This is a genomic window from Amycolatopsis sp. NPDC039088 (genome assembly GCF_055598845.1).
Genome location: NZ_JBVKAE010000004.1, coordinates 226,113 through 248,924, shown reverse-complemented (window position 1 = coordinate 248,924; position 22,812 = coordinate 226,113). Strand labels below are relative to the sequence as shown.

The window sequence follows — 22,812 nt, the reverse complement described above, 5'->3', positions numbered from 1 at the left end:
TGCTCCGCCGCCTCGCCCGTCACGCCGGGCCGGACAGCACGGGAAAGTCGCCGCCTGCCTTGGCTCCGCCGAACATCGAGTCCGCCAGGCGGACGGGCATGTTGAGCACGACGGTTTCCCCGGCGGCGCAGAGCTTCGCCGCCTCCGTCACCTGGGAAACGAGGGTTTCCCGTTCGGCCACGGTGAACTGGCGCAGACCCGGCAGGTCCGGCGCGCCGACCCGGGTCATCGCTTGATCCACGAAAGAGGTCTCGGGGATCGGCTGATCGCGCTGGTCCAGTTGAGCCTGCAGCCAGCCGTATCCACCGTTACGCAGCACCACGTAGAGCACGCCCCGGTCCATCGCGGTCGGCAGGTCCGCGGCGAACAGGCCGAACGCCCCGTCACCGACGAAGGCGACCACCGGCCGGTCCGGCGCGGCCTCCTTCACCCCGATGGCGGCGGCGGCACCGAAACCGAGGCTGGTCTGCTCCGAAGGCACCACCGAGCTCGCCTCGCCGTCACAGGCGTAAAGCGGGAACCGATAGGACCACATGTCCTGCAAGCCGTTCTCCTGCACCAGGATCCGGTCGCCGGGCAGCACCGTGTCCAGCGCTTCGAGCAGCTCGGCGATCGCCGGTTCCGGCTCGGCGCGCAGCTTCACCAGCGCTTCCTGGTGCGCCGTACGCAGTTCCCGGTGGACCGCGCCTACCCGCTCGGTCCACGCGGTACCTCCGGCGCGTTCGGGCGCGTTCGCGAGCAGGGCGTCGATCACCGCACCCGCGTCGGCGAGCAGTGCCGGGCCGTCGAATTCGGCGCTCAGCTCCGCCGCGTCCACGTTGACCTGGATCACCGGGACGTCCTTGCCGATCCGCTCCGGCCAGCCGAAGGTCGCCGTCTCCTCCAGCCTGCTTCCCAGCGCGAGCACGCAGTCCGCGTCCGCCCACAAGGGACCGGACGGCTCCGGGGTGTACAACCCGGACAGTCCACAGTAGAGCGATGAAGTCTCGTCAACCACGCCGCGTCCACTCGCGGTACAGGCGATCGCGGCACCGAATGCCTCGGCCAGCCGCTCCACGCGGCGGTCGGCGTTCCGATGCCGCATCCCGCCGCCCACCAGCAGAATCGGCCGGGCCGCGGCGCCGAGCGCCGCTGCCACGGGCGAGTCACCGGCCAGCGTGATCGTGGCCGGGCGTTCCGGCTCCGCCCCCGCCACCACGGCCGGGAGCGGGATCTTCTTGGTCAGCAGGTGATCCGGCAGTTCCAGGTACACCGGACCCGGGGTGCCACCGCGCGCGACGAGTATCGCGCGGCGGAGCATCGGGATCAGCCGACCGGGATGATCCACCCTCGCGGCCCACTTCACCAGTGGCCGGACCACGGAGAGCTGATCCAGTTCCTGGAACGCACCACTGCCCTGGCGGTCGGTCGAAGTACCCCCGGACAAGACCAGGACCGGTGCGGCCGAACCGCGCGCCTCGAGCAACCCGGTCACCGCGTTGGTCACCGCGGGCCCCTTGCCCAGCACCGCCACGCCGAGGTCACCGGACTGGATGGCGTAACCGGTGGCCATGAACACGGCGTTGCGCTGATCGCGGCACAGGACGAACCGGATACCGGCGTCCGCCATCGCGCCCAGCGCGTCGAGATCGTCACCCGGCAGGCCGAAGACGGTCCGTACCGCCGACCCGCCGAGCGCGAGGGCGGCCGCGTTCCAGCAACCCTCGATCGTTCGGTCCGATGCCGCGCTCATCTGCCGCTCCCCGTGTTCCATGGCCGGCTCAAGCGATCTGCTCGGCCGCGATATCCGCTACGGACAGGTGGTCGGCCACCGCTTTGCTGAGCAACAACGGCTGCGCGTACCGCTTTTTACCGATGGCGGCGTAGTTGGCCCTGATCCCGGTGCCACCGAACGGGCTGTTGCCGCTCTCCACCTCGATCAGGGTTTCGTTGACGCTGACGGTGTGCCGACGGCGGAGCAGTTCCACGGTCTCCGGCATCCGGCCGAACACGGTGGCCGCCATCGCCCGCTCCTCGAAGTACGGGTGATCCACCATCTCGTGCAGCCACTCCTGCGAAGTGAACGGCACCACGTTGAAGATCGGCGCGAACAGTTCGGGCGGGTTCACCTTGGTGTCCGCCTGCCGGATCAGCACGGTCGGCCGGAGATGGTTGTCCACGAAGTTCACATCGCCGCCCGCGGCGAGGAACTCCCGGTTCTTGCGCAGGTATTCCAGCGAGGCGTCGAAGGCGTCCAGATAGAACATCGAACCGTACTCGGCGAGCGGATCCTCGAACCGGCCGTGGCGCAAGCCGGATACGCGGCGGCAGAGCAGATTGCAGAACTGAGCGCTGATCGAGGTGTGCACGAACACCACGTCCGGGCCGAAGCAATCCTGTCCGGAGTTGAGCATGCGTACCCGCAGCAAGCCGTCGACCGCCTTCGGAAGATCCGCGCCCGGGCCGACGATGAACGGGTTGACACCCTGTCCGAAGTAGAGGAACAGCTGATCGCGGCGCAGCCCCATCCGGATCTTTTCGGCGTTCTTGTACGTGCCGGTGAACACCAGCACGTCGGACCTGGCGCCCTCGCCGTTCAGGAACTCCGCCTGCTCGCTGTCGTCCAGCACGATCGGCAGACCGTGCGCCCCGGCGAGCAGTTCATGCAGTTTCCGGGTCTGGTCGTCGATCCGCCGGGACGGCCGGAACACCACTCGCTCGCTGTAGAGACTGGGGATCAGGAGGTACAGAACGTAGCTGTAGAGCGGAATGTTCGACGGCATCAGCACGCCGACCTGACCGATCGCGCGCGGCTCGTGTTCCGCCACTTCGGCCACCGCGCCTTCCAGCGCGCCGATCGAGGCGTCGACCTCTCCGTAGGCGGTCTTGTAGTTGCAGACCTCGGTGAGTACCTCGATCACCTCGGACCGCCGGTTCCGCAACACCTCCACCACCGCGGCGAGGCGATCGACCCGGTCGGGGAACGGGATCGACGACAGATCCTCCGCGGAAGCACCGACACGTCCCACTGAACGGAATCCTTTCACTCCTTCGAGCGCGACCGCGCTCGAAGCCATGTCTCTGAGCGCCTGCAAATCCACTTTGTCGTTGCTCTTCACCGGGAATTCCGGAAGGACCACGATCCGGTTCGGCCGCTCGTACTCGGCGAGGAACTTGCCCGTGGCCCGGCGCCAGTGCGCGACCGGCCGCTCGTCCGGATCCGCGACGAGCAGCACCAGCTGCGTCCCCCGCGCTTCGTTCTCCACCGGGACGAGCCGGACCGGTGCCCCGCAGTCACTGAGTTTGTCCGCGATCGCGTCCGGATAGAGGGTGTGCCCGAACCGGTGCACCGCCGACTTCCGGCCCAGTACCCGGAGGTTGCCTTCCTGATCCAGGAAGCCGATGTCGTCGGTGTGGTAATCGAGCTGGTCGACCGGGCGCACCAGCCCGCCGGGCTCAAGCGTGCCCGACATCAGGTCCGGCGTGCGCACGACCACCTCGCCGACCACGCCCGGCGGAACCGGCCTGCCGTTGTCCCCGAGCACCTGCACGGCGATACCGGGCAGCGGAGGTCCACAATGGACAGGGCAGTCCGGGCCCGCGATGGCGATGTTGCCGGCCTCGCTGCTCCCGTAACCGTCCAGCAACGGCTTGCCGACCCTGGCGGCGAAACGGCGCCGCAGGTCGTCTCCCAGTGGTTCGCCGCCCACGCACCACATCCGCACCGAATCGACGAACGAGGCCATGGACCTGCGCCCCTCCGTCATCCGGAGCATGGTGCGATAGGCGGCGGGGACCGCGTCCACCACCGTCACGCCTCGCCGGGTGATGGACTCCAGCGCCCGGTCGATCCGGTTGCTGGGCACCACGGTCAGCGTGGCGGCGGAACGCCACCACAACAGCAGCATGGAAAGCCCGTACTGGTGAGTGAAGGGCAGCAGCGGCAACAGCACGTCGTCGGCCGTGTACCCCATCCGTTCGTGAGTCCGCCGCACGTTGTTCAGCACCGACGCGCCGCCGCGGAAGATCCCCTTAGGCACACCCGAACTGCCGGAACTCCACACCAGCAACGCGTCCGGCCGGGCGGCCCAGCGTTCGAAGGTGAGCTCGTCACCGCGCTCGATCTCGTCGCCCGACTCGTCGAGTGCCTTGGCGCGCGCACTCAACTGGTCAAGGGGCAGCCAGCCCTCCTGGATCTCGCCGAAAGCGGGGTCAAGCCGGCTGTGGTCGGAGAGGAACCAGCGGGCACCTGACTCCGCGACCAGCTGGGCGCACGCCGCCTCCGGGATCTTCCGGTCGATCAGCCCGACCGAGACACCCAGCTCCATCAGCGCGAACAGGGTCAGGACGAACTCGGCGGAGTTTTCGGCCGACAGGACGACACGGTCCTTTTCGGACACGCCGTGCTCACGCAGTACGTGGATCAGGGTGAAACAATCCCGCACTGCCCGGGTCGACGAGATCTCCTGATCTTGCTCGTTGACAAGCATGGCTAATTCGACTCCCGATGCCTCGTACTGACAGTGGATGGCACTTCGCAACAGAGCGGGCAAAGGACGCGAGTCCGACCTTCGGCACCACATCGATTTCGGCGAGATCGTTACTTCCGCAGAACTACGACCTTCGGATGAGGACCACCTACCGGTGTCCCACGAAAGGAGGATAAATACAGCCAAGATGGGGTGTCAAGACACTTATTGCAATTTTTTCCGCTCATCGCGCAGACCGCAAAATGCGGAAAAACGCCAATGGCCGCAATTATTTCGGGCAGCTTCAGCCACCCGAAACAATCACGACCACCAGTACGCGCGATTCGGCGCGCGCCACCTCAAACCACGTTGCCGTAGACCTCTTCCACCCATTCACTCCGGTACACCGTGCCGAGATAATGTGTTCCGAAATCCGGGGAAACCGCGACCGTCACCAAGTCCCCGCCGTCCCACCGGTCCAGCCAGGACAGTGCTCCCGCGACCACCGTTCCGGTGGAGCCGCCGAACAGGAACCCCTTTCCGGCCAGCCGGCGGCACATGCGCACGGTGGCCACCTCGTCGACCACCACCACGTCGTCGACCAAGGACTCGTCGAAGATGCCCGGGCGGATCCCATTGCCGAGTCCCGGAATGGCACGGGGCTTCGACGGCCCTCCGAACAGCGTCGAGCCGACGACGTCGATCGCGACGATCTTGGTCTGCCGCCTGAATTCCCGGAAATAGCGGGCACACCCCATCAGCGTCCCGGTCGTCCCGGCGCCGACGAAGAGCACATCCAGGTCGGGGAACTGTTTGGCGATCTCCGGTCCCGTGCCGGTGAAATGCGCACCCCAGTTGTCGGGATTCCCGTACTGGTTCAGCCACACATAGCCGGTGTTCCGCGCACACAACCGGCGGACGAGATCGATCCGCGCGCCGACCAGGCCCCGTTCGCCGTCGGGCTCGGTCACGACATGCACCTCGGCGCCCAAGGCGAGCATCTGCAGACGCATCGTCTCGTTGCACCGGGAATCGGTGACACAGATGAACTCGTAGCCCCGGCTCGCGGCGATCATGCTGAGCGCGACACCGAGGTTTCCCGAGGACGACTCGATGATCGTGGAACCGGGCCCGAGCAGCCCCCTGTCCTCCGCCCCGTTCACCATTTCCTGCGCGGCCTTGAACTTGATGGAACCTGCGAAGTTGAAGCCCTCGCACTTCAGGTGCAGGGACCGGCCCAGCGCGTGCCCGAGATCGATGTAGAGGTCATTGGCGTTGAAGTCCTCCGCACGAGTAATGAGTGTCACCCCTGCCGCCTTCTCTTGTAGTCGTCACTGAACCCGCGTCCGCCTCGCGCCCCCTCAGCCATGGCGGCTGAGTTCGGAGAAGAATCCGTCGATCGGCGTGAGGCGACCCGCCGTCTCGAGTTCGCCATAGACGTACCGGCCGACGGCGAGGTCCAGGACGCCGAGACCGAACGGCGAGAAGACCACCGTCCCGTCACGGGGTACCGAGAGGCTCCCGGTGAGTACGTCATGGAGCGTGCCGCCGAGGAAGTCGCGGTGCTTCAGCCGCTGTTCGAGCAGGTGGACGGAGGTGTTCGCCTTGAGGCAGTGCTCGATGTCGTCGACCACGTTGAACGAGGACTCGATGACCTCGGGCGACAGGTCGCGCAGGGAGATGTGCAGCACGAGGGGGTGGTGGTCGAACCAGCTCGGGTCATCGAGGTACGGCTCGGCCGCGGTGGTCGTGAGCACGACGAGATCGCTGGCCCGGATCAGCTCCTCGCTCGTCTCGTACACGGTGGTGGTGCCGCCCGGCCCCGACCGCTCGAGATAGTCACGGAAACCGGTCGAGTACTCCGGGACCTGGTCGTGCACGCCCAGTTCGGCGAAGGACCAGCCGGTGTCCACCAGGTATTGGTGGACGTACCTGGCGATCAGCCCGGCACCGAGGAAACCCACCCTGGCCGGACGTGACCGGTCCTTGCTCAGCACCTCGGCGGCCAGCACCGCGGACGCGGCCGTGCGTGCCGCGCTGATGATCGAGGACTCCATGCAGGCCAAGGGATATCCGGTCACCGGGTCGTTCAGTACCAGTACGGCCGACGCGCGCGGAATCCCCTTTTCCAGGTTGTCGGGAAAGCTGGAAATCCACTTCATCCCGTCCACGGGCTCGGCTCCACCCAGCGACGCGGGCAAGGCGATTATGCGCGCGTTGGGACGGTCCTCGAACCGCAGGAAATATGAGGGCGGATTGACCGTTTCGCCGCCTCCGTGCAGCCGGTAGGCATTCTCCACCACCGAGGTCAGCGCCTTCGCCTTGCCCTCGAGAGCCCACTGCACCTGGACACCTGGCACCACTACGAAGGCGGGGACTTCCACCGGAATCGAGTTCAAAGGAATGCCTCCACACTGTCCGAAAAAACCGTTCGAGAAGAAGAACGCAGCACAATGCCCGCTCCGCCGCTCTTGATCGGACGCGCCCTCTCGACAGGCCCTGCCCGTGTTGTTCCGCCATCGCCGAAGCGGCGTCTCGAGCACGAGTCAACCGGAACCGACAGCGCATCGCCACTGGCCGAAATTCACCCAACCAAGGGATAGCGAGACCATTTCGATGCACACAGCGTCACTCCAATGTCTGCTTCGGTGACACTCAAGGGTCATCCGACCCGAAGCTCTCGTCCAGGCGGTTTACACGCTCCGTATTCGAGGGAAGAGGTGAAGATCCGCCCACAATGGCATCTTCCACACGGATTCGCCGGAGCCAGGGGAGCGCTCCCAGCGTTCATCATCACAGAGCGCTACCATCGGCCGCGTAAAGATTCCGCTAACGCCGTGAATTGCGCAAACATGCGACAGTCAAGTCACCGACTCCGCTCGCAGACCCCGGTTTCCTAAGAAGTCGGAGGCCTCGTCACCGCGAATATCGGAATCCGATATCCCGATCGCGCGGCACGGACGAGCGCTGTGCATTCCGGCCGAAAGGATTTAGAATTCGACCGTGATCGAGCAAACGTTCATCGGCCTGCGGTTGCCGCCGTTCACCACCGGAGTCGACCGGGATCGAGTACACCGGTTCGCCCTCGTGATCGGCGAGAACGACCGGGTTTTCCACGACCTGGCGGCGGCCCGCGCCGCCGGGCACCCGGATATCCCGCTGCCGCCGACGCTGCTCTTCAGCGCCGAACTGGACCGGCCGGGCGAGGGCATACTGGAATTGCTGGGCGTCACGGTGGAGCGGGTGATGCACTCCGAGCAACGCTTCACCTATCACGCGCCGGTGCACGCGAACGAGGAACTGACCTTCGCCACCACGGTCACCGACCTCTACACCCGGTTGGGCCGGACCTTCCTCGTGCAGGAAACGGCGATCACCCGCGCCGGCGAACCGGTGGCCGACCTGCGCCAGGTGCTCATGGTCTCCCCGGCGGAGGTGACGTCTTGAACGATTTCCCCTCGGCAGGCGAGGAGCTCCCTCCGCTGTCCGCGCCACGGGTGAGCGAAGAGAAACTCGCGGAATTCGCGGCGGCCTCCGGCGACGACAACCCCATTCACCTCGACCCGGCGGTCGCGATCGCGGCGGGACACGAAAACGTCATCGCGCACGGAATGCTCGCGATGGCCTACCTCGGCCGGTTCGTCGGCGACTGGGCCTGCAGGGACCGGATCCGTTCCCTGCAGGCGAGGTTCGTCGCGCCCATCCCGCTCGGCTCCGTGCCGACCTGCACCGGACGCGTGCTCAAAGTGACCGACGGCGAAGGGGAACGCCTGGTCAGGCTCGCACTCACGGTGATGGTCGAGGACGGCACCACCTCGGTCCGCGGTGAAGCCGTGGTGGCCTTTCCCCTGGCGGTGCCGTCAGTCGCTCAGTGACAGAGGCCGCCGTCGACAGCCAAGACCGCGCCGTTGACATAGGAGGCCTCTTCCGAGGCGAGGAAGCGCACCGCGGCGGCGATCTCGGCCGGATCCGCGTAACGACCGGCCGGGATCTCGGCGAGTAGCCGCTGTTTCCGTTCCTCACCGACTTCTTCGAACATGTCGGTCTGGACGCATCCCGGCGTGACGACGTTCGACGTGATGGCGCGCGAGCCCAGCTCCCGCGCCAACGACCGCGAGAAACCGATCAGCCCGGCCTTGCTGGCGGCGTAGTTCGCCTGGCCCGCCGCGCCGCTGAGCGCGACGACCGAGGAAATGAACACGAACCGGCCCCATTTGCCGCGCAGCATGCCCCTGGCCGCGCGTTTGGCGACCCGGTAGGCGCCGGTCAGGTTCGCGTCGACGACCCGTTCGAACTGGTCCTCGCTCATCCGCACCAGCAGCGTGTCGTCGGTCAGGCCCGCGTTCGACACCACGATCTCGACCGGGCCTTGATGCTCCTCCACGAGCGTGAAGGCCTCGTCGATCTGTCCGGAGTCGGTGACGTCCGCCTTGACGCCGAACAGGCCGTCCGGCACACCGGAACCGCGGTGGGTGACGGCCACCTGATGGCCCTGAGCCGCGAGATCCCGGGCGATCGCCAACCCGATACCCCGGTTTCCGCCGGTGACCAGAACCGACCGGCCCATGACCAGCTCCCTTCGCCGCGGACCCCCGTCCGCTCCACCGCTACCGTCCACTGTGGCCGGACGTCCGGTCAATCACTCACGGCCCGATGTTGTGGCCGGACCGCGAGAAGGTTCGGTCGATGCGGTGCGCTTGGGTTCCCCAAGTACGGTCACGCCCCCTGTTGACACCTACCCTCGGTTCGCTATAGCTTCTAACTGCAGATAGAGCTTGTAACCGACCTGAGGAGAAAGCCCATGCTCGGCATCCACTCGACCTCCCGTCGCCGGACCGGCGCCCGCGCCGCACTGCTCGCGGTACCACTGGCCATCGCCGGGATCCTCGGCACCACGACGCCAGCGCAGGCCGCTCCCGCTCACGACAGCAGACCGGCTTCGCTTACCTGCCAAGGCAAGGGCATCGATCCGGCCGCCAAGGTGCACTACCGGACCGAGACGTTCATCAAGGCGCCGCTGCGCACCATCTGGAACCTGCAGACCGACGTGGAAGCCTGGCCGTCCTGGCAGAACCCGGTCATCCCCATCACCATGAAACGCCTGGACCACGGCCCGCTACACAAGCACTCCCAGTTCCAATGGACCATTCCCGTCCCGCCCGGCACCCCCTACCCGCCCGGTGACGTCGTCATCGTCTCCACCGTGCGGCAACTCCAGCCCGGCAAATGCCTTCGCTGGACCGGCCCGCTCGACGGCCCCGGCGGAACGCATATCGACGGCGTGCACGTCTGGAACTTCGTCAAGATCCCGGGCGGGGTCATCGTCCGCACCGAAGAGAGCCACACCGGACCCCAGGTGGACAAGGACGTGCCCAACTCCACCGAGATGCTCGGTCAGGGCCTCGAAATCTGGCTGAAGGACCTCAAGACCGCGGCCGAGTCCGATCCTTGCCGCTGACCGCCCGGGTCGCCTCCCCGCCGCCCGGCGCTCATGTCGTGAAAGCTACTTTCGGGACACCACATGTCTCGAAAAGTGGCTTTCACGACACGGCGGGCGGCATGGCTCCGCTAGCGGAGGTTCCGAACACGCCAGACCACGCCGAGACCGGGGTCCTCGGTGGAGCTCGGCTCGATCCGCTCCACCGTGAAGCCCTCGCGCTCATAGAAGGCACCTGCGCGCTCGTTGGCCACGAAATGCTCGATGTACAGCCGCTCGGCGTCCGGGGGGAGCTGGCCGATGAGAGCGTCGAGCAGCCGCGGACCCAACCCGCCACCACGATGCGCAGGGTGCACGTAAAGTTTGTAGATCACGTGGTCGTCGCCGTCGCGTCCGCGCTGTCCGACACCGACCAGCCGCCCGCCGTCCTCGGCGACCACGACCGAACCTCGGGCCACGGCCCCGCCCACGTTCGTCTCGTGCCACCACATCCGCACCTGCTTGGCCGCGGCTTCCGCGCCGATCAGTGGCGTGTAGTGGCTTCGGACATGGACGTCGCCGAAACGGCAGATGGCCATGACGTCGTCTCGCTGGGCGTTCCGTACGACCGGTCCGGTTCCCATCGCGCCGCCTTTCCCGCACCTTTGGCCTGATCTGTCGTTCCCGGCGGCCCATTCGGGCAGTTCCTGATCACCGGGGTTGCCCTGGTTCCCACGCGGTGGTACCGATACGAAGCGAACCAGCTCGCGGCCGATCGTGAAAGCTTCGCAGGGGTCCGCGGCGAACCCCCCTTCGTGCCCGAACCGAGCCAAGGCGACGCATGCAACCCAATTTCGACGCAGGTGAGGACTTCGCGCTCCTTCTGGAGCGAGAGGCCAAGAAACTCGAAGAGAAAGCCAAGGCACTGACCGCGGCGTTCACCGCCTCGGCGTCCACGGTGCAATCCCCCGACGGGTCGGTGAAGGTGACGGTCGAGGCCAACGGCTCGCTGAGCGCCATCGAGTTCGGCAACCGGGCGACCGCACTGGGACCGGCCCGGCTCTCCTCGCTCGTCATGCAGACCGTGCGACAGGCGCAGCGCCAGACCGTCGAGAAGGTCACGGAGTCGTACACCGAGATCAACGGTGAGGACGAAGCCGCCCAGCTGGTCCGTACCTTCCTGCCGAAGGTGGAGGAAGAAGAAGGCGCCCCGGAGAACCCCGAACAGAACAAGTGGGCCCCGGAGGCACACGACGAGGACCCACGTTCGCAGGCCGGGTACCGGACACCGCCACCACCGGCCGGGTACCGGCCCCCGCCGCCGTCGGGCTTCCCGCCGCCACCGCACCCGGGCCGTCCCGCACAGCCGCCTGCACCCCGGCCCCGGCGGCCTGCCACTCCCGACGACGATGAAATGAGCCCCTGGTGAGCGGATTCGGTGTCAAGACAGAGGCCATGACGGAGTTCGCCAGTCACCTCGACAAGCTCGAGGACGCGCTGCGGAAGAGCGCCGACATGGTGGGCAGCTGCGTGGCGGACCCCGGCATCTTCGGCATCTTCGGCGGCCAGATCTACGGTGCCGGCGCGAGCATGCACTGCGGGAAGGCTCGGGACCACCTGAACAAGTATTCGGAGAACGTGAAGGAGTTCTCCGACAGGGTGCGCGAGGCCGCGAAGAAGTACGACGCCAACGAAGCGGAAACGGAGAAGCTGATCAACGCGGCGGGCGACGGCATCGAGGAGGTGAAGGTCAAGTGAGCGACGAGTACCACCGGGGCGACTTCGGGAACGGCAGCGGCACCAAGGCCGAAGACTTCAAGGACGAGAAGAACAACTTCCTCGCGGGCAGTGGCGACACCGCGGGAGCGGGCTTCTTCGATTCGGCGTTCGCGCTGAAAAAAGCCGTCGACTCCGGCGACCAGCTCAGCGTCGGCCTGGCCTCGGCCGGGATGGCGATCGAAATCCTCGGCATGGTCGTCGATCCGATCGGGTCGTTGCTCACCGCCGGGATCGGCTGGCTGATCGAGCACATCGTCATCTTCCGCTGGCCGCTGGACTTCCTGCTGGGTGACCCGAAGGGCATCGAGGCGGCCAAGACGGCGATCTACAACGAGGGCAAGGCCGTGAAGGAGTGGTCGGACGACCACGCGGCCGCCACCAAGAAGTTCATGGAGCAGTGGGACGGCGAGGCCGCCGACCGCTTCCGCTCCGACATGGAGGGCGTCACCGCCCAGATCGACGCGCTGTCGGAGTACCTGAATCTCGCCGGCAAGCAGATGGGGATCGCCGGTGCCATCATCGGCGCCGTCCGCGGGATCGTCCGAGACATCATCGCCATGACCTTGGCGGGCATCCTCAAGGCCGCGATCGTGGCGGTGGCGCTCGCGCCCGTCACCTTCGGCGGTTCGATCATCGCGGCGATCACCTCCATCATGACCACGGTCGGCGTGGCGATCGCCAAAATCGCCAAGGCCATCGCCGACTGCGCCAAGAGGCTCGGCGAGATGATCAAGATTCTCGCCAAGACGCGCGGGGCGGCCGACGACGTCGTCAAGCTGACGCTCGGTGGCGGCAAGGTCAAGCTGCCCCAGCCGAAACCCAAGCCCAACCCCGGCGCGCACCCGATGCCCGGCGGCAAGAAGCCGATCGAAGGCCCGCCCGGCAAACCGGCCGACGGCACTCCGGACGGCGGGAAACCCGAGGTTCCACCGGGCGGCAAGCCGGAGAAGCTCAGCGACATGCCACTCAGGGTCGTGCGCGAGAAGCTGACGAAGTCGCTGGAGAAGCTGTCCAAAGCAGACCGGGACGCCATTCTCGGGAAATTCGACTACTGGAACGCCTTCCCGATCGGCGACCTGCACAGGAAGTACCCCAAGGTCGCGGACGCTCTCGAGAAGACGGTCAAGGTGCTCAGCGACCCGACTTACGGCGCGTCGGGCATGGCCGGGAAGACCATCGTCGAGCTGACGAAGAACATCCCTCCGGCCGCGAACGAAAAGCCGCCCGAGGGCGAGGAGTGATCTCCAGGTACCGAAGATCGACGACTCGCTACTGACTGTCCATTAGGGACACTCCTCGCGAAAGTCACACGTGTCGTGGCGTGGGGCCGGTGTCGCTCCCGTGTACGCGTTCTTCTGGTCGTGAAGGCCTCCTTGCCTACTCTGACGGTAGGGAAGGTGGCTTTCGCTACCGTCGGATGTGATCCCTGGTGACAGCGGGACGGCTGCGACCTCGGGTGAAGTACTCCATCGCCAGAGCGGGACAAGGCGAACGGACTCGGCGGGAGCGGGCTCACGCAAAGGGCCCTCACCTGGCTCTTGACTGTCCATAAGGGACACTTTCGAGACAAATGTGTCCGATTTGGGCGAGTTGCGGGGTTTCACGAGGGGGTCGTGAGTGATTTGGGTCGTTCTATTGAGGGGTAAGTCAAACGTGTCGTGTCGCGGGCTGTGGTCGCTGCTGCCTACGCGTTTCCCTGGTGGTGAAGGCTTCCTTGCCTACGCTGACGGTAGTGAAGGAGCCCTTCACTACCGTCAGGCGTGATCCCTGGTGACAGTGGGACGGCTGTGACATCAACGTCCCGTCTTGAAGTCCGTGAAGGCCTCCTTGAGGGACCCAGAGTCCCTCAAGGAGGCCTTCACGGACTTACCACCCACCACGCCACCTTTGCCTTACCCCTCAATAACCCTCATCAACACTCACGACCCCGCGCAGAAACGTATATAGCGACATCAATTGGACACTCGATCGGCTGGCGGTGTCCCTTGTGGACACTGAAGCCCGACTGGCGTCCAGAATCACGCCTGCCCTACCTCGGCTCGCCCTTGATCAACCTCCACCACCGGCACATCCGGCCCCGCGACAGTGCAGGAATAGTCGACTGACCTGCAAGATCGCGATTTTGCCGGGACCCTGACCTTGAGAGTAGGGAAGGAGGCCTTCACGGCCACGCCACGCGACGCTCGACCTCCACGAACGACATCAGCCGGGCTTCAGAGAGACTGATCAACTACCTCCCGAACGAGCCGACCAGTGTTTCAGGTGTCTCGCGGGTGGCGTAGAGCTTCCAGAAGGCGTCCGCGAAGACGTCCGGATGGATCACCTCGGGTTCGAAATCCAGCGGGCCCGCCGTCAGTGTCCGATGTGGAACGCTGCCCTCGATCAGCGCGCCGACATTGACGGCTCCCACGTAGACGCCCTTCTCGGCGAGTACCGAGTTCAGGTTGTGGAAGTAGTTCCGCAGCGCGGCCTGTGCCATCCCCGCGTTGCCGAGGAACGGCGCCGGGTGAAGACCGGATTGCCCGGCGGTGAACAGGATCGCGCCGTCGCCGCGTTCGGTCATGGCAGGCAGTACGGCCCGCACCAGCGCCACCGCGGACACCACGAACCGGTCGAGGATCAGCCGCAGGTTCTCCGGATCGACGTCGAGCACCGACGCGATGCCCTCGCCCATGTTCCCGCCGCCGGGATTGAAGGCGACCGCGTCGATCCGGCCGATGGCGGCGACGGCGGTCGCGATCTGAGCGGATTCGTAGACGTCGGCGACGAACCCGCTCGCTTCGATGCCGTCGCCGTCGAGTTCGGCGACGAGCGCGTCGAGGTTTTCGGTGGTCCGCGCGACGAGGGCGACGCGGAAGCCCTCGCGGCCGAAACGGCGGGCGAGCGACAGCCCCAACACCGGTCCGGCGCCGAAGATCGCGAGCGTCTTGGTCATGTGTCCTCCCAGAAGGATAAAGTTGAGGGTGTCCTCAACTTCTTCGAAGGTACACACAACTTGAGGCCACCTTCAACTTGGCTAGGATGCCGTCATGCCCAAACCCCTGCGGAAGGACGCCCAGCGCAACCGGGACCTGCTGGTCGAGGCCGCCAGGGGGCTCTATGCGGCGCGCGGCCTCGACGTCGCGCTCGAAGAGATCGCCAAGACCGCCGGCGTCAGCATCGGCACGCTGTACAACCACTTCCCCCGGCGCGCGGATCTGGTGAGCGCCGTGTTCGCCGACCGGACCGAGACGGTCGTGAGCATCGCCGAACACGCGCTGAGCCTCGACGACGCGTGGGCCGGGTTGACGTCTTTCGTGGAACGGATCTGCGAGCTGCAGGCCGCCGATCGCGGCTACAACGAGCTGGCTTCCACCCGGCCGCCGCAGACCGGGGATCACGAACGCGGGTACGAACTGATGACCCGCGTCGTCGAGCGCGCCAAGGAGAGCGGGGCGCTGCGCCCCGACTTCACCCTCGAGGACATGGCCTTCGTGACCTGGGGAATCGCGCGCACCGTGGAGGCGACCGCGGGCGTCCGGCCGGAGGTCTGGCGCCGCCATCTCGCCCTGCTGTTCGACGGGATGCGCGCTTCCGCCGCGAGCCCGTTGCCGGAACCGCCGCTGGGCCGCGAAGAGCTGGCGCGGCTCATGGGAAATTGCGACTGAAAGCAGGCAACCCCCAGCCCCTCCGGAACGTGTTTCCCGCGAGAGGGGAGATTCGATGAAGACGAAACTGCTGCTTGTTGCCCTGGTGGGGGCCCTGTTCACGACGGCGGCCTGTTCCGGCGAGCCGACGGCGGCACCGGCCACGGTCACCGTCACGCCGCCGTCCTCGGCGCCGGCTTCGCCCGCCGCGCCGGACACCAAGACCGTAGCGTGGCTCGACGGGGTGTGCGGCGCGGTGTACGGCTACCTGAAGGCCAGCAACGACTACACGACCAGCACGCGGTCAGGCACGGAAGTGACACGCGCCTCGATGAAGGAAGAGCTCGGAATCCGCGCGGGATTCGCGGGCAAGGTCGTCGACGAGCTGACCGCGCTGCCCCCGTCGCCGATTCCCGGCGGTGACGCGGTGAGGAAGTCCCTTGTGGACCGATACACCGCGGCGAGGGACGCGGCGGCCGCCGGGAAGCAGCGACTGGAGAAGTCCGGGAACCAAGCGGCCATGGACGCCGCGATCCAGGCGATGGACGCCACCCAGAAGCCGCTCTCGGAAACTTCGGATCTCATGCCGTCACTCAAAATCGAGACACAGGAACTGATGGCCGCCGCCGCGGCCGCCAAGAAGTGCGTTCCCGCCTGAACTCAGCCGGGCGGCGTGAACCCGGGCGGCATCACCATCGGCCGCCCGGTGTTCAGTCCGCCGTCCACGAGGACGGAAGTCCCGGTCAGATAGGCGAACTCGGGTGACGCCAGCGCGAGCACGGCCGAAGCGATCTCCGTGGCCTCCCCCATCCTCGGCAGGCCATGGACGTTCAGCGGGCCCCAGGCCTGCTTGAACCGCGCCCACAGGTCCTCCGGGATACCCGGCGGGCGCACCAGCCGGGTGTCGGTCGTGCCAGGGTCGATCGACAGCACCCGGATCCCTTTGGCGCCGTAGTCCAACGCGGCCGCGCGCACCAAACCCTGCACGGCGCGTTTGCTCGACGTGTAGGCGGCGTGTCCCGGCCTGGTCTGTTCGGCCTGCGCGGACGCGGTGCAGACGATCACCCCTCCACCCGCCTTCAGCAGATGCGGCACCTCGTACTTGATCGAAAGGAAGACGCCGCGCGCGTTGGTGCGCTGGACGTCCTCCCACTCGTCGATCGTGATCTCGTGCAGCGGTTTGCCGAGGTGGATCCCGGCGTTGTTGAACGCGATGTCGAGCCTGCCGTACCGGCGGGCGACGTCGTCCACGAACGCCTGGACCTGCTCGGGCACCCGGACATCCGCCTTGAGGTAGGTCGCTTCCCCGCCCGCTCGCCGGATCTCCCGCTCGACCTCTCGGCCGAGTTCTTCCCGCCTGCCGCAGAAGCCGACTTTCGCGCCGGCCGCGGCAAAGGCGATGGCCGCCGCCCTGCCGATCCCCGAGGTCGCCCCGGTGATGATCACGACCTTGCCCGCGAACCGCCACTTGCTTCGCTGGGCCTCCTGCGCCGTCGCGGTATTCGCGGCCAGCATCGCCACACCGGCCGCAGCCGCGCCGCCGAGCACCGCGCGTCTGCCCACTGCCTCGCCCACAATCCCTCCAGATGGATAGTTTTACTTCCCGAAACAGAAAGTAGAACTATCCATCTGAGAGAACTCTCAAGAACGGGGGAAGGGCTCGATCTCCGGGGCGATCCCGCCGGCCGCGGCGAGCGCGCGATGCAGGGCTAGCTCCGCCGTCGGCCCCTCGGCCAGCACGATCCCGGTGCAGGACCGCTGGTCCGCGAGGTGCCGGAGCTCGTCACCGGGGCTCGCCGTCGGATACCACTCCGGCGCGCCCGGGAGGCCGGGAAGCCTGTCGAGCCCGGACCAGCCCTTCAGCACGCCTTCCGCGGCCGGATAGGACAGGACGAACCCGATCCCGGGCCCACCACCGACTTCCTGGGTGAGCAACGCGGGTTCCTCACCCAGCGCCATCGAGATCATCGCGGAATAGACGTTGGTGCCCAACGACCGGCACAGCGCCTCACCGAGCATCGCCCCGCCGATCCGGATGTTGATTTCGACGACCTCCGGCCCGTCGGCGGTGAGGACGAACTCGGTGTGCGCGAAGCCTTGTTCGTGTCCGGCGGCCTTGAGCACCTGGCCGATCCAGTCGGCCAGTCCGGCTTGCTCGGGATGCGGGAAGGCAACCGGGAACGCGGCGGCCTCCTCACGGCGCACGGGTTCCGGCGACAACTGACGGGACAGGATCCCGAGCAGCCGGGTCCGTCCTTGCCAGGTGACGGTTTCCGCGCTGTACAGCGGCCCGGCGAAATAGGGCTCGGCGATCAGATGCCCCTTGAGCGGCGTGTCCTTCGCTTCCAGCCTGGCTCGCTCCAGTTCGGCCGCGTCGCGGACGAGCCATACTCCGCGTGACGACGTTCCCGAGGAATCCTTGACCACCAAGGGAAAACCGAGTTCTTCGGCGACCATGACCGGTACCGGACGGCCTCGGGTGAGCCCGTGTTCGTACAGCAGATCGCGCACCGCGCCCTTGTCCCGCAGCACGCGGACGGCCGCCGCGTCGGGGCCGGACAGGCCGAGCCGGGCGGTGAGTTCCGCGCCCGGCAGTGCCCAGGTGTCGGTCGAGTTGATGATCCCGGCGAGGTCCGGGATGGCACGCAACGCGGCTTCACAGGTTTCGATGTCGGTGGTGTCGATGTCGACGACCTCGACCCTGCCCGGCGCGAGCGTGCCGAGTTCGTAGCGGTAGATGTCCCGGTTTCCGGTGAACAGCACCAGCTTCCGCCCGGCTTCCGCCGCCGCGTCGGCCAGCCTGCCGAGGCCGAAGGTGAGTGCTTCCAACAGGACGACGCTCATGACGCCCGCTCCTTCCCGTACAGCGACTGTGTGGGTATGCCGAATCGGCGGCGGTTCCAGTCCATCGCCGCCCACGGCGGTGCCAGGTCGTCCAGTGACGCGATTTCGCGCGGTGCGAGGCCCGCCGGGTCGAGTGCCTCTCGATGCCGGGCGAACACCCTTGCCGTGTAACGATGTCCGGTGTCGGCACCGATCACGACATGGGTCCGGTCCGGATTCCGGGCGGCCTCCCAGCCCGCGACGAGATACGCCGCACCGGTGGAGAGCCCGGCGAACACCGCGTGGTCGCGCATCAGGCCGATGGTCGCGGCCATCGCGTGCACGAAGTCCAGCCAGTGGATCCGGTCGTACAGCTCGTGATCGACGTTGTCGAACGGGATGGCCGAACCGATACCCGCGATGATCGCGTCCGGATCGGTGAACCGTTCGCTGCCGAAGGTGACGCTGCCGAACGGCTGGACGCCAGTCAGGCGGACGTCCGGATCGCGTTCGCGCAGCGACCGCGCGATCCCGCCGGTCGAGGCGCCGGTGCCGACGCTGCCGACGACGGCCAGCGGCCCGGACGGCAACGCGCGGGCAACGAGGTCGGCGACCTCGCCGTAGCCCAGATAGTGCACGGGATCGTGGTACTGGCGCATCCAGTGCATGTCCGGATGGCGCTCCAGCAATTCGTGCACGCGTGCGACGCGGCGGCGCTGGTCGAGCCGGAGGTCCTCCGACGGCGGCATCTGGTCCACGGTCGCGCCCAGGATCTCCAGCTGTGAACGCAGGGTGAGATCGACGGTGGTGGACGCGACGATATGGCAGCGCAGGCCGTGCCGGTGGCAGGCCATCGCCAGCGCGAGCGCGTAGATCCCGCTGGAACTGTCGATCAGCGTCTGTCCTTTTCGGACGACGCCGTCGGCGAGCAGCGAGCGGACCGCGCCGAGTGCCGCGTAGACCTTGAGGGTTTCGAACCGGAGGAGTACGACGTTGGGCGCGAGCCGGATGAGGGCCGGGGTCTTTATCGCGTCCGTGACGTGCTCGTGGACCAGCGGGACCGTCTCGACGGGCATCGCGTTCACCGGCCGATCGAGCGCAGGTAGGTGGCCAGCGACTCGGCGCCTCGCGCGTTGCGCGGACCGCTCACGAGGTCGCCGTAGGAAATGACGTGGAACCGGTTGTCCCGCACCGCCGGCGTGTTCTTCAGTTGCGGCGCGGATTTGATGAAGGCGATCTTGTCCTGCGCCGGCTGGTCGGCGTAGTCCACCACCACGATCACCTCGGGCTCGGCCTTCACCACCGCTTCCCAGCCGACGCTGCCCCAGCCGTCTTGGAGGTCGCGGAAGACGTTCGTGCCGCCCGCCGCGTCGATGATGTCGTTGGGAGCGGCGTGTTTCCCGGAGGTGAAGGGCTGGTCGGTCCCCGAGTCGTAGACGAACACCTTGGCGGGCGGGGTCTTCGGCGCTCCGGCGCGGACCTTGTCGAAGCGCCCCTTGAGTTCCGCGACCAGTTCGTCGGCACGCTGCCGGACACCGAAGATGTCGCCGAGGTTGCGCAAGTCGGTGTAGAGCGCCTCCAGCGGAGTCACCTCGGCCTTCGCGGTGGGGTATTCCCAACAGGTCTCGGTGTGCAGATAGCTGCGGATACCGACCTGGTCGAGCAGTTTCGGGGTGATCCCCCGTTCCTCGCTGAACCCCGAGTTCCAGCCCGCGATCACCCAGTCCGCCTTGGCGTTGACGAGGATCTCGCGCGTGATCCGCGAGGTGCCGAGCCGTTCGACCCGCCCGTAGTCGTCTTTCCACGGCGATCCGGCGATCGAGGGGTCGCCGAGCGAGTTCATGACGTAACCCCGCATCCGGCCGGCGAGGCCGAGCGCGAACATCTTCTCGGCACCGGAGACGTCGTAGGCCACCGGACGCTGCGGCGCCGGGAAGGTGACCTGCGCGCCGCAGTTGGTCACCGTGGCCTGCGCGGCCGCGGCCGGGCCGGCCTCGACCTGGGCACCACAGGCACTCAAAAGCAGTGCCGCGGCAAGGAGCGCGGTCACCCTGGACGGCTTCATCGTGAGATCCCCTCGGTTTCTTCGGCGGGAAGGTCGTAAAGCAGCTGGAGCGCACCGGTCACGGGATGGGTCACCTGGGTGACCTCGACGCCGAACACCGCGCGGACCGTTTCGGGCGTGAGCACTTCGGCCGGGGTGCCGCAAGCGGCGAGGGATCCGTCGTGCAATAACGCGATCCGGTGACAGACTGCGGCGGCGAGGTTCAGGTCGTGCAACGCGACGAGCACGGTGAGCCCGCAGTCACGCAGGAACTTCAGCAGTTCCACCTGGTGGCGGACGTCGAGATGGTTGGTCGGCTCGTCGAGGACGAGCACCTCGGGTTCCTGGACGAGCGCCCTCGCCACCAGTGCCCGCTGGCGCTCGCCGCCCGAGAGCGTCAGCACGCTGCGCTGGGCGAGATGGGTGATGTCCAGGCGCCGCAACGCTTCCCGGCACACCGCGCGTTCGCGAGCCGAGAGCCGGAGATTGCCGCGCTGATGCGGCGACCGGCCGAGCGCGACGACCTCCTCGACGGTGAAGTCCAGATCCGCGCGGCTGTCCTGGGTGAGCGCGGCGATCCGGCGTGCGGTGTCGCGCAGGCCCTGTTCCGCGAGGTCGGCGCCGTCGAGCAGGACCGCGCCGCCGGACGGCGTCAAGGCCCGGTAGACGCAGCGCAACGCGGTCGACTTGCCGCTGCCGTTGGGCCCGAGCAGGCCCACGACCTCGCCCGCGCCGACGTTCAGGTTCAGCGCGCGGATCAACGTCGACCCCGCGACCTCGACCGACAGTTCACGCAGCGACAACATCAGCGGCCCCCGAACGCGTAGCCGCGGCGCCGCATCACCACGAGGAACACCGGAACTCCGATCAGCGCGGTGATCACGCCGAGCGGCAGTTCCTCCGGCGCGACGAGGGTGCGGGCGAGCAGATCGACCCATACCAGGAAGACCGCGCCCACCAGCGGCGCGAGCGCGAGCACGCGGCGGTGTCCCGAACCGGCGACCATCCGCACCACATGCGGCAGCACCAGCCCGACGAACCCGATCGATCCGCTCACCGCCACCAGCAACCCGGTGACGATCGCGGTGAGCAGGAAGAGCCAGCGGCGCAACGCGGCCGCGTCGGTGCCGAGGCTCATCGCGGTCTCGTCGCCCATGGACAGGACGTCGAGCGCGGTGCCGTAACGCAGCAGGACCACGACCGCGACCGCCACCCCGAGCGCGGCCAGCGGCAAGGACGCCCAGGTCGCCGCGCCGAGGCTGCCGAGCAGCCAGAACAGCACGGTTTGCGCGGCCTGACCGTTCGGCGAGAGGTAGACGAGCACGCTCATCACCGCCTGGAAGGCGTAGGTGAGCGCGACCCCGGTGAGCACGAGACGCAACGGCGTCAACCCGAATTTGCTGCGGGCGGCGAGGTAGACCAGCGCCGTCGCGCACAGTGCCCCGAGGAACGCCGCCGTCGACAGCGCCAACACGCCGAGGCCGGCGAACAGGCCGAACACCACGACCGCGGCGGCACCGACCGAAGCGCCGGAGGAGATCCCGAGCACGAACGGATCGGCGAGGGCGTTGCGCACCAGCGCCTGTACCGCGACCCCGACCACCGCGAGCCCCGCGCCGACCACGGCCGCGAGCAGCACGCGCGGGGTGCGGACCTGCCAGACGATCGAGTACCCGGTGACCTCCTCGCCGGAAATGGTGCCGCCGGTGATCGCTTTTCCGAGGTAGCGCAGGACATCCGGAAGGGCGACGGTCGTCGGGCCGAGCGCGATGCCCGCGACCAGGGAGAGCAGGAGCGCCGCGGCCAGCAGGATCACCGGGCCGGTGAGCCGGAGCGAACGGGCCGTCTCATCGTCGGGCTCCGCGAAGAGGCGGAGAGACTCAGACGGCACGTTCACCACGCACGATCAGGCGGCGCGCGTGGTCATCGTACGGCGAGCCGTCGAAGTCACCGAAACACTCGACGCCGGTGAAGCCCGCCGTCTCGAACAGCGTCTTCAGTTCCGCGGCGCTGTAGAGGAAGGACAGAATCGACGCCTGCTTGGCTTCGCCGCCGCGGACCAGCGTCCAGTCGGTCCTGAGGCGGGTCCAGTCGTCGAGAATGGTGTCGCGCATGAACACCGTCCCGCCGTCGATGTCAACCGCTTGGGGGCGGCCGACCCACCCGGCCAGCACCTCCTTGCCGAGCACGTCGATCAGCAGCCTGCCGCCGGGCGCGAGGCTGCTGAAGGCGTTGCGCAGCACCGTGAGGTTGTCGCCGGGCTCGGTGAAGTAGCCGAACGAGGTGTACATGTTGATGATCAGGTCGTACGCGCCCGGCTCGACGTACTCGAGCATGTCGGCCTGGATGAGTTTCGCGGCGACTCCGGCGCTTTCGCAGGCCTCACGCGCGCGTTCGAGCATGGCCGGGCTGAGGTCAACGCCGGTTACGTCGGCGCCCCTCTTCGCCAGCGGCACGACGTGGATCGCCGGGCCACAGGCCAGATCGAGCACCTTCGTACCGTCGGTGACCTTGAGCAGCAACGACGTGGCCATCAGGCGTTCGGCCTCGCCGGCCCGGCTGGGCGGGAACATCACGTCCGCGAAGCCGACCCACAGGTCGTCGTCCTCGTACCAGTGCATCTCTCTCCGCTCGCCCAGTCGCATGATTCAGCCCCACAAGTCGTCGAGAAGCCGT

Annotated in this window: 22 protein-coding genes; 8 read left to right on the top strand and 14 right to left on the bottom strand. The window is 67.3% G+C overall.

Features of this window, described 5'->3' with window-relative positions:
• Positions 1-19: 19 nt before the first annotated feature.
• The 4 genes from ACZ7KI_RS07585 to sbnB all read right to left on the bottom strand — a co-directional run bounded on the left by ACZ7KI_RS07585 (position 20) and on the right by sbnB (position 6,853).
• On the bottom strand, positions 20-1,732 hold the full coding sequence (locus ACZ7KI_RS07585) for a thiamine pyrophosphate-binding protein (RefSeq protein WP_470272369.1): 1,713 nt from the start codon (positions 1,730-1,732) through the stop codon (positions 20-22).
• A 28-nt stretch (positions 1,733-1,760) separates the two neighbouring features.
• The gene (locus ACZ7KI_RS07580) at positions 1,761-4,469 is read right to left on the bottom strand and encodes an aldehyde dehydrogenase family protein (RefSeq protein WP_470272368.1); all 2,709 of its coding nucleotides are present in this window, start codon (positions 4,467-4,469) and stop codon (positions 1,761-1,763) included.
• A 338-nt stretch (positions 4,470-4,807) separates the two neighbouring features.
• Entirely contained in the window at positions 4,808-5,755 is a 948-nt protein-coding gene (gene sbnA / locus ACZ7KI_RS07575) for a 2,3-diaminopropionate biosynthesis protein SbnA (protein ID WP_470272367.1), read from the bottom strand.
• Positions 5,756-5,809: 54 nt separating this feature from the next.
• Positions 5,810-6,853, bottom strand: coding sequence for a 2,3-diaminopropionate biosynthesis protein SbnB (gene sbnB, locus ACZ7KI_RS07570; RefSeq protein ID WP_470272421.1), 1,044 nt, complete (start codon positions 6,851-6,853; stop codon positions 5,810-5,812).
• 598 nt (positions 6,854-7,451) lie between these two features.
• On the opposite strand from sbnB, the gene ACZ7KI_RS07565 reads away from it, so the two are divergent.
• Positions 7,452-7,895, top strand: coding sequence for an FAS1-like dehydratase domain-containing protein (locus tag ACZ7KI_RS07565; protein WP_470272366.1), 444 nt, complete (start codon positions 7,452-7,454; stop codon positions 7,893-7,895).
• Positions 7,892-8,323 (top strand): MaoC/PaaZ C-terminal domain-containing protein, encoded by a 432-nt coding sequence (locus ACZ7KI_RS07560; RefSeq protein ID WP_470272365.1) that lies wholly within the window; start codon positions 7,892-7,894, stop codon positions 8,321-8,323. The genes ACZ7KI_RS07565 and ACZ7KI_RS07560 overlap by 4 nt, the downstream gene beginning before the upstream one ends.
• Here the strand turns inward: ACZ7KI_RS07560 and fabG are convergent.
• Positions 8,317-9,015 (bottom strand): 3-oxoacyl-ACP reductase FabG, encoded by a 699-nt coding sequence (fabG, locus tag ACZ7KI_RS07555; RefSeq protein WP_470272364.1) that lies wholly within the window; start codon positions 9,013-9,015, stop codon positions 8,317-8,319. The two genes, ACZ7KI_RS07560 and fabG, sit on opposite strands and share 7 nt — an antisense overlap.
• A gap of 234 nt (positions 9,016-9,249) precedes the next feature.
• On the opposite strand from fabG, the gene ACZ7KI_RS07550 reads away from it, so the two are divergent.
• Positions 9,250-9,906: an SRPBCC family protein gene (locus ACZ7KI_RS07550; RefSeq protein WP_470272363.1), complete on the top strand. Its 657-nt coding sequence runs from the start codon at positions 9,250-9,252 to the stop codon at positions 9,904-9,906.
• Positions 9,907-10,016: 110 nt separating this feature from the next.
• On the opposite strand, the gene ACZ7KI_RS07545 is transcribed toward ACZ7KI_RS07550, so the two are convergent.
• Positions 10,017-10,508, bottom strand: coding sequence for a GNAT family N-acetyltransferase (locus tag ACZ7KI_RS07545; protein WP_470272362.1), 492 nt, complete (start codon positions 10,506-10,508; stop codon positions 10,017-10,019).
• A 197-nt stretch (positions 10,509-10,705) separates the two neighbouring features.
• On the opposite strand from ACZ7KI_RS07545, the gene ACZ7KI_RS07540 reads away from it, so the two are divergent.
• The 3 genes from ACZ7KI_RS07540 to ACZ7KI_RS07530 are packed head-to-tail and all read left to right on the top strand — an operon-like array spanning position 10,706 to position 12,884.
• Positions 10,706-11,293, top strand: coding sequence for a YbaB/EbfC family nucleoid-associated protein (locus ACZ7KI_RS07540; protein WP_470272361.1), 588 nt, complete (start codon positions 10,706-10,708; stop codon positions 11,291-11,293).
• The gene (locus ACZ7KI_RS07535; protein WP_470272360.1) at positions 11,290-11,622 is read left to right on the top strand and encodes a type VII secretion target; all 333 of its coding nucleotides are present in this window, start codon (positions 11,290-11,292) and stop codon (positions 11,620-11,622) included. Before ACZ7KI_RS07540 ends, ACZ7KI_RS07535 begins: the two co-directional genes overlap by 4 nt.
• Positions 11,619-12,884, top strand: coding sequence for a WXG100 family type VII secretion target (locus ACZ7KI_RS07530; protein ID WP_470272359.1), 1,266 nt, complete (start codon positions 11,619-11,621; stop codon positions 12,882-12,884). The genes ACZ7KI_RS07535 and ACZ7KI_RS07530 overlap by 4 nt, the downstream gene beginning before the upstream one ends.
• Before the next feature lie 989 nt (positions 12,885-13,873).
• On the opposite strand, the gene ACZ7KI_RS07525 is transcribed toward ACZ7KI_RS07530, so the two are convergent.
• Positions 13,874-14,578 carry an SDR family NAD(P)-dependent oxidoreductase gene (locus ACZ7KI_RS07525; protein WP_470272358.1) on the bottom strand — a complete coding sequence of 235 codons (705 nt, stop codon included), beginning with the start codon at positions 14,576-14,578 and terminating at the stop codon, positions 13,874-13,876.
• A 94-nt stretch (positions 14,579-14,672) separates the two neighbouring features.
• On the opposite strand from ACZ7KI_RS07525, the gene ACZ7KI_RS07520 reads away from it, so the two are divergent.
• Both ACZ7KI_RS07520 and ACZ7KI_RS07515 read left to right on the top strand, forming a co-directional pair.
• Positions 14,673-15,290: a TetR/AcrR family transcriptional regulator gene (locus ACZ7KI_RS07520; protein WP_470272357.1), complete on the top strand. Its 618-nt coding sequence runs from the start codon at positions 14,673-14,675 to the stop codon at positions 15,288-15,290.
• 55 nt (positions 15,291-15,345) lie between these two features.
• Positions 15,346-15,927: a hypothetical protein gene (locus tag ACZ7KI_RS07515; RefSeq protein ID WP_470272356.1), complete on the top strand. Its 582-nt coding sequence runs from the start codon at positions 15,346-15,348 to the stop codon at positions 15,925-15,927.
• A gap of 2 nt (positions 15,928-15,929) precedes the next feature.
• Here the strand turns inward: ACZ7KI_RS07515 and ACZ7KI_RS07510 are convergent, their stop codons facing one another.
• The 7 genes from ACZ7KI_RS07510 to ACZ7KI_RS07480 form a co-directional block, all read right to left on the bottom strand.
• The gene (locus tag ACZ7KI_RS07510; protein ID WP_470272355.1) at positions 15,930-16,844 is read right to left on the bottom strand and encodes an SDR family NAD(P)-dependent oxidoreductase; all 915 of its coding nucleotides are present in this window, start codon (positions 16,842-16,844) and stop codon (positions 15,930-15,932) included.
• Positions 16,845-16,910: 66 nt separating this feature from the next.
• On the bottom strand, positions 16,911-18,113 hold the full coding sequence (locus tag ACZ7KI_RS07505) for an ATP-grasp domain-containing protein (RefSeq protein WP_470272354.1): 1,203 nt from the start codon (positions 18,111-18,113) through the stop codon (positions 16,911-16,913).
• Positions 18,110-19,168: a cysteine synthase family protein gene (locus tag ACZ7KI_RS07500; protein WP_470272353.1), complete on the bottom strand. Its 1,059-nt coding sequence runs from the start codon at positions 19,166-19,168 to the stop codon at positions 18,110-18,112. Before ACZ7KI_RS07500 ends, ACZ7KI_RS07505 begins: the two co-directional genes overlap by 4 nt.
• A gap of 5 nt (positions 19,169-19,173) precedes the next feature.
• Positions 19,174-20,157 carry an ABC transporter substrate-binding protein gene (locus ACZ7KI_RS07495; protein ID WP_470272352.1) on the bottom strand — a complete coding sequence of 328 codons (984 nt, stop codon included), beginning with the start codon at positions 20,155-20,157 and terminating at the stop codon, positions 19,174-19,176.
• Complete coding sequence (locus tag ACZ7KI_RS07490) at positions 20,154-20,942, bottom strand: ABC transporter ATP-binding protein (protein WP_470272351.1); 789 nt, start codon at positions 20,940-20,942, stop codon at positions 20,154-20,156. Before ACZ7KI_RS07490 ends, ACZ7KI_RS07495 begins: the two co-directional genes overlap by 4 nt.
• Positions 20,942-22,036, bottom strand: a complete 1,095-nt coding sequence (locus ACZ7KI_RS07485) for a FecCD family ABC transporter permease (RefSeq protein WP_470272350.1) — start codon at positions 22,034-22,036, stop codon at positions 20,942-20,944. Before ACZ7KI_RS07485 ends, ACZ7KI_RS07490 begins: the two co-directional genes overlap by 1 nt.
• Entirely contained in the window at positions 22,017-22,757 is a 741-nt protein-coding gene (locus ACZ7KI_RS07480) for a class I SAM-dependent methyltransferase (RefSeq protein ID WP_470272349.1), read from the bottom strand. The genes ACZ7KI_RS07485 and ACZ7KI_RS07480 overlap by 20 nt, the downstream gene beginning before the upstream one ends.
• Between the last annotated feature and the right edge of the window lie 55 nt (positions 22,758-22,812).

Excerpts from the sequence above, each read along its gene's own strand:
- fabG (WP_470272364.1), bottom strand. The coding sequence starts at position 9,015 with ATGGGCCGGTCGGTTCTGGTCACCGGCGGAAACCGGGGTATCGGGTTG.
- ACZ7KI_RS07515 (WP_470272356.1), top strand. The coding sequence starts at position 15,346 with ATGAAGACGAAACTGCTGCTTGTTGCCCTGGTGGGGGCCCTGTTCACG.
- ACZ7KI_RS07495 (WP_470272352.1), bottom strand. The coding sequence starts at position 20,157 with ATGAAGCCGTCCAGGGTGACCGCGCTCCTTGCCGCGGCACTGCTTTTG.
- ACZ7KI_RS07505 (WP_470272354.1), bottom strand. The coding sequence starts at position 18,113 with ATGAGCGTCGTCCTGTTGGAAGCACTCACCTTCGGCCTCGGCAGGCTG.
- ACZ7KI_RS07500 (WP_470272353.1), bottom strand. The coding sequence starts at position 19,168 with ATGCCCGTCGAGACGGTCCCGCTGGTCCACGAGCACGTCACGGACGCG.
- ACZ7KI_RS07480 (WP_470272349.1), bottom strand. The coding sequence starts at position 22,757 with ATGCACTGGTACGAGGACGACGACCTGTGGGTCGGCTTCGCGGACGTG.
- ACZ7KI_RS07520 (WP_470272357.1), top strand. The coding sequence starts at position 14,673 with ATGCCCAAACCCCTGCGGAAGGACGCCCAGCGCAACCGGGACCTGCTG.
- ACZ7KI_RS07545 (WP_470272362.1), bottom strand. The coding sequence starts at position 10,508 with ATGGGAACCGGACCGGTCGTACGGAACGCCCAGCGAGACGACGTCATG.
- ACZ7KI_RS07550 (WP_470272363.1), top strand. The coding sequence starts at position 9,250 with ATGCTCGGCATCCACTCGACCTCCCGTCGCCGGACCGGCGCCCGCGCC.
- ACZ7KI_RS07490 (WP_470272351.1), bottom strand. The coding sequence starts at position 20,942 with ATGTTGTCGCTGCGTGAACTGTCGGTCGAGGTCGCGGGGTCGACGTTG.
- ACZ7KI_RS07580 (WP_470272368.1), bottom strand. The coding sequence starts at position 4,469 with ATGCTTGTCAACGAGCAAGATCAGGAGATCTCGTCGACCCGGGCAGTG.
- ACZ7KI_RS07525 (WP_470272358.1), bottom strand. The coding sequence starts at position 14,578 with ATGACCAAGACGCTCGCGATCTTCGGCGCCGGACCGGTGTTGGGGCTG.
- ACZ7KI_RS07540 (WP_470272361.1), top strand. The coding sequence starts at position 10,706 with ATGCAACCCAATTTCGACGCAGGTGAGGACTTCGCGCTCCTTCTGGAG.
- ACZ7KI_RS07585 (WP_470272369.1), bottom strand. The coding sequence starts at position 1,732 with ATGAGCGCGGCATCGGACCGAACGATCGAGGGTTGCTGGAACGCGGCC.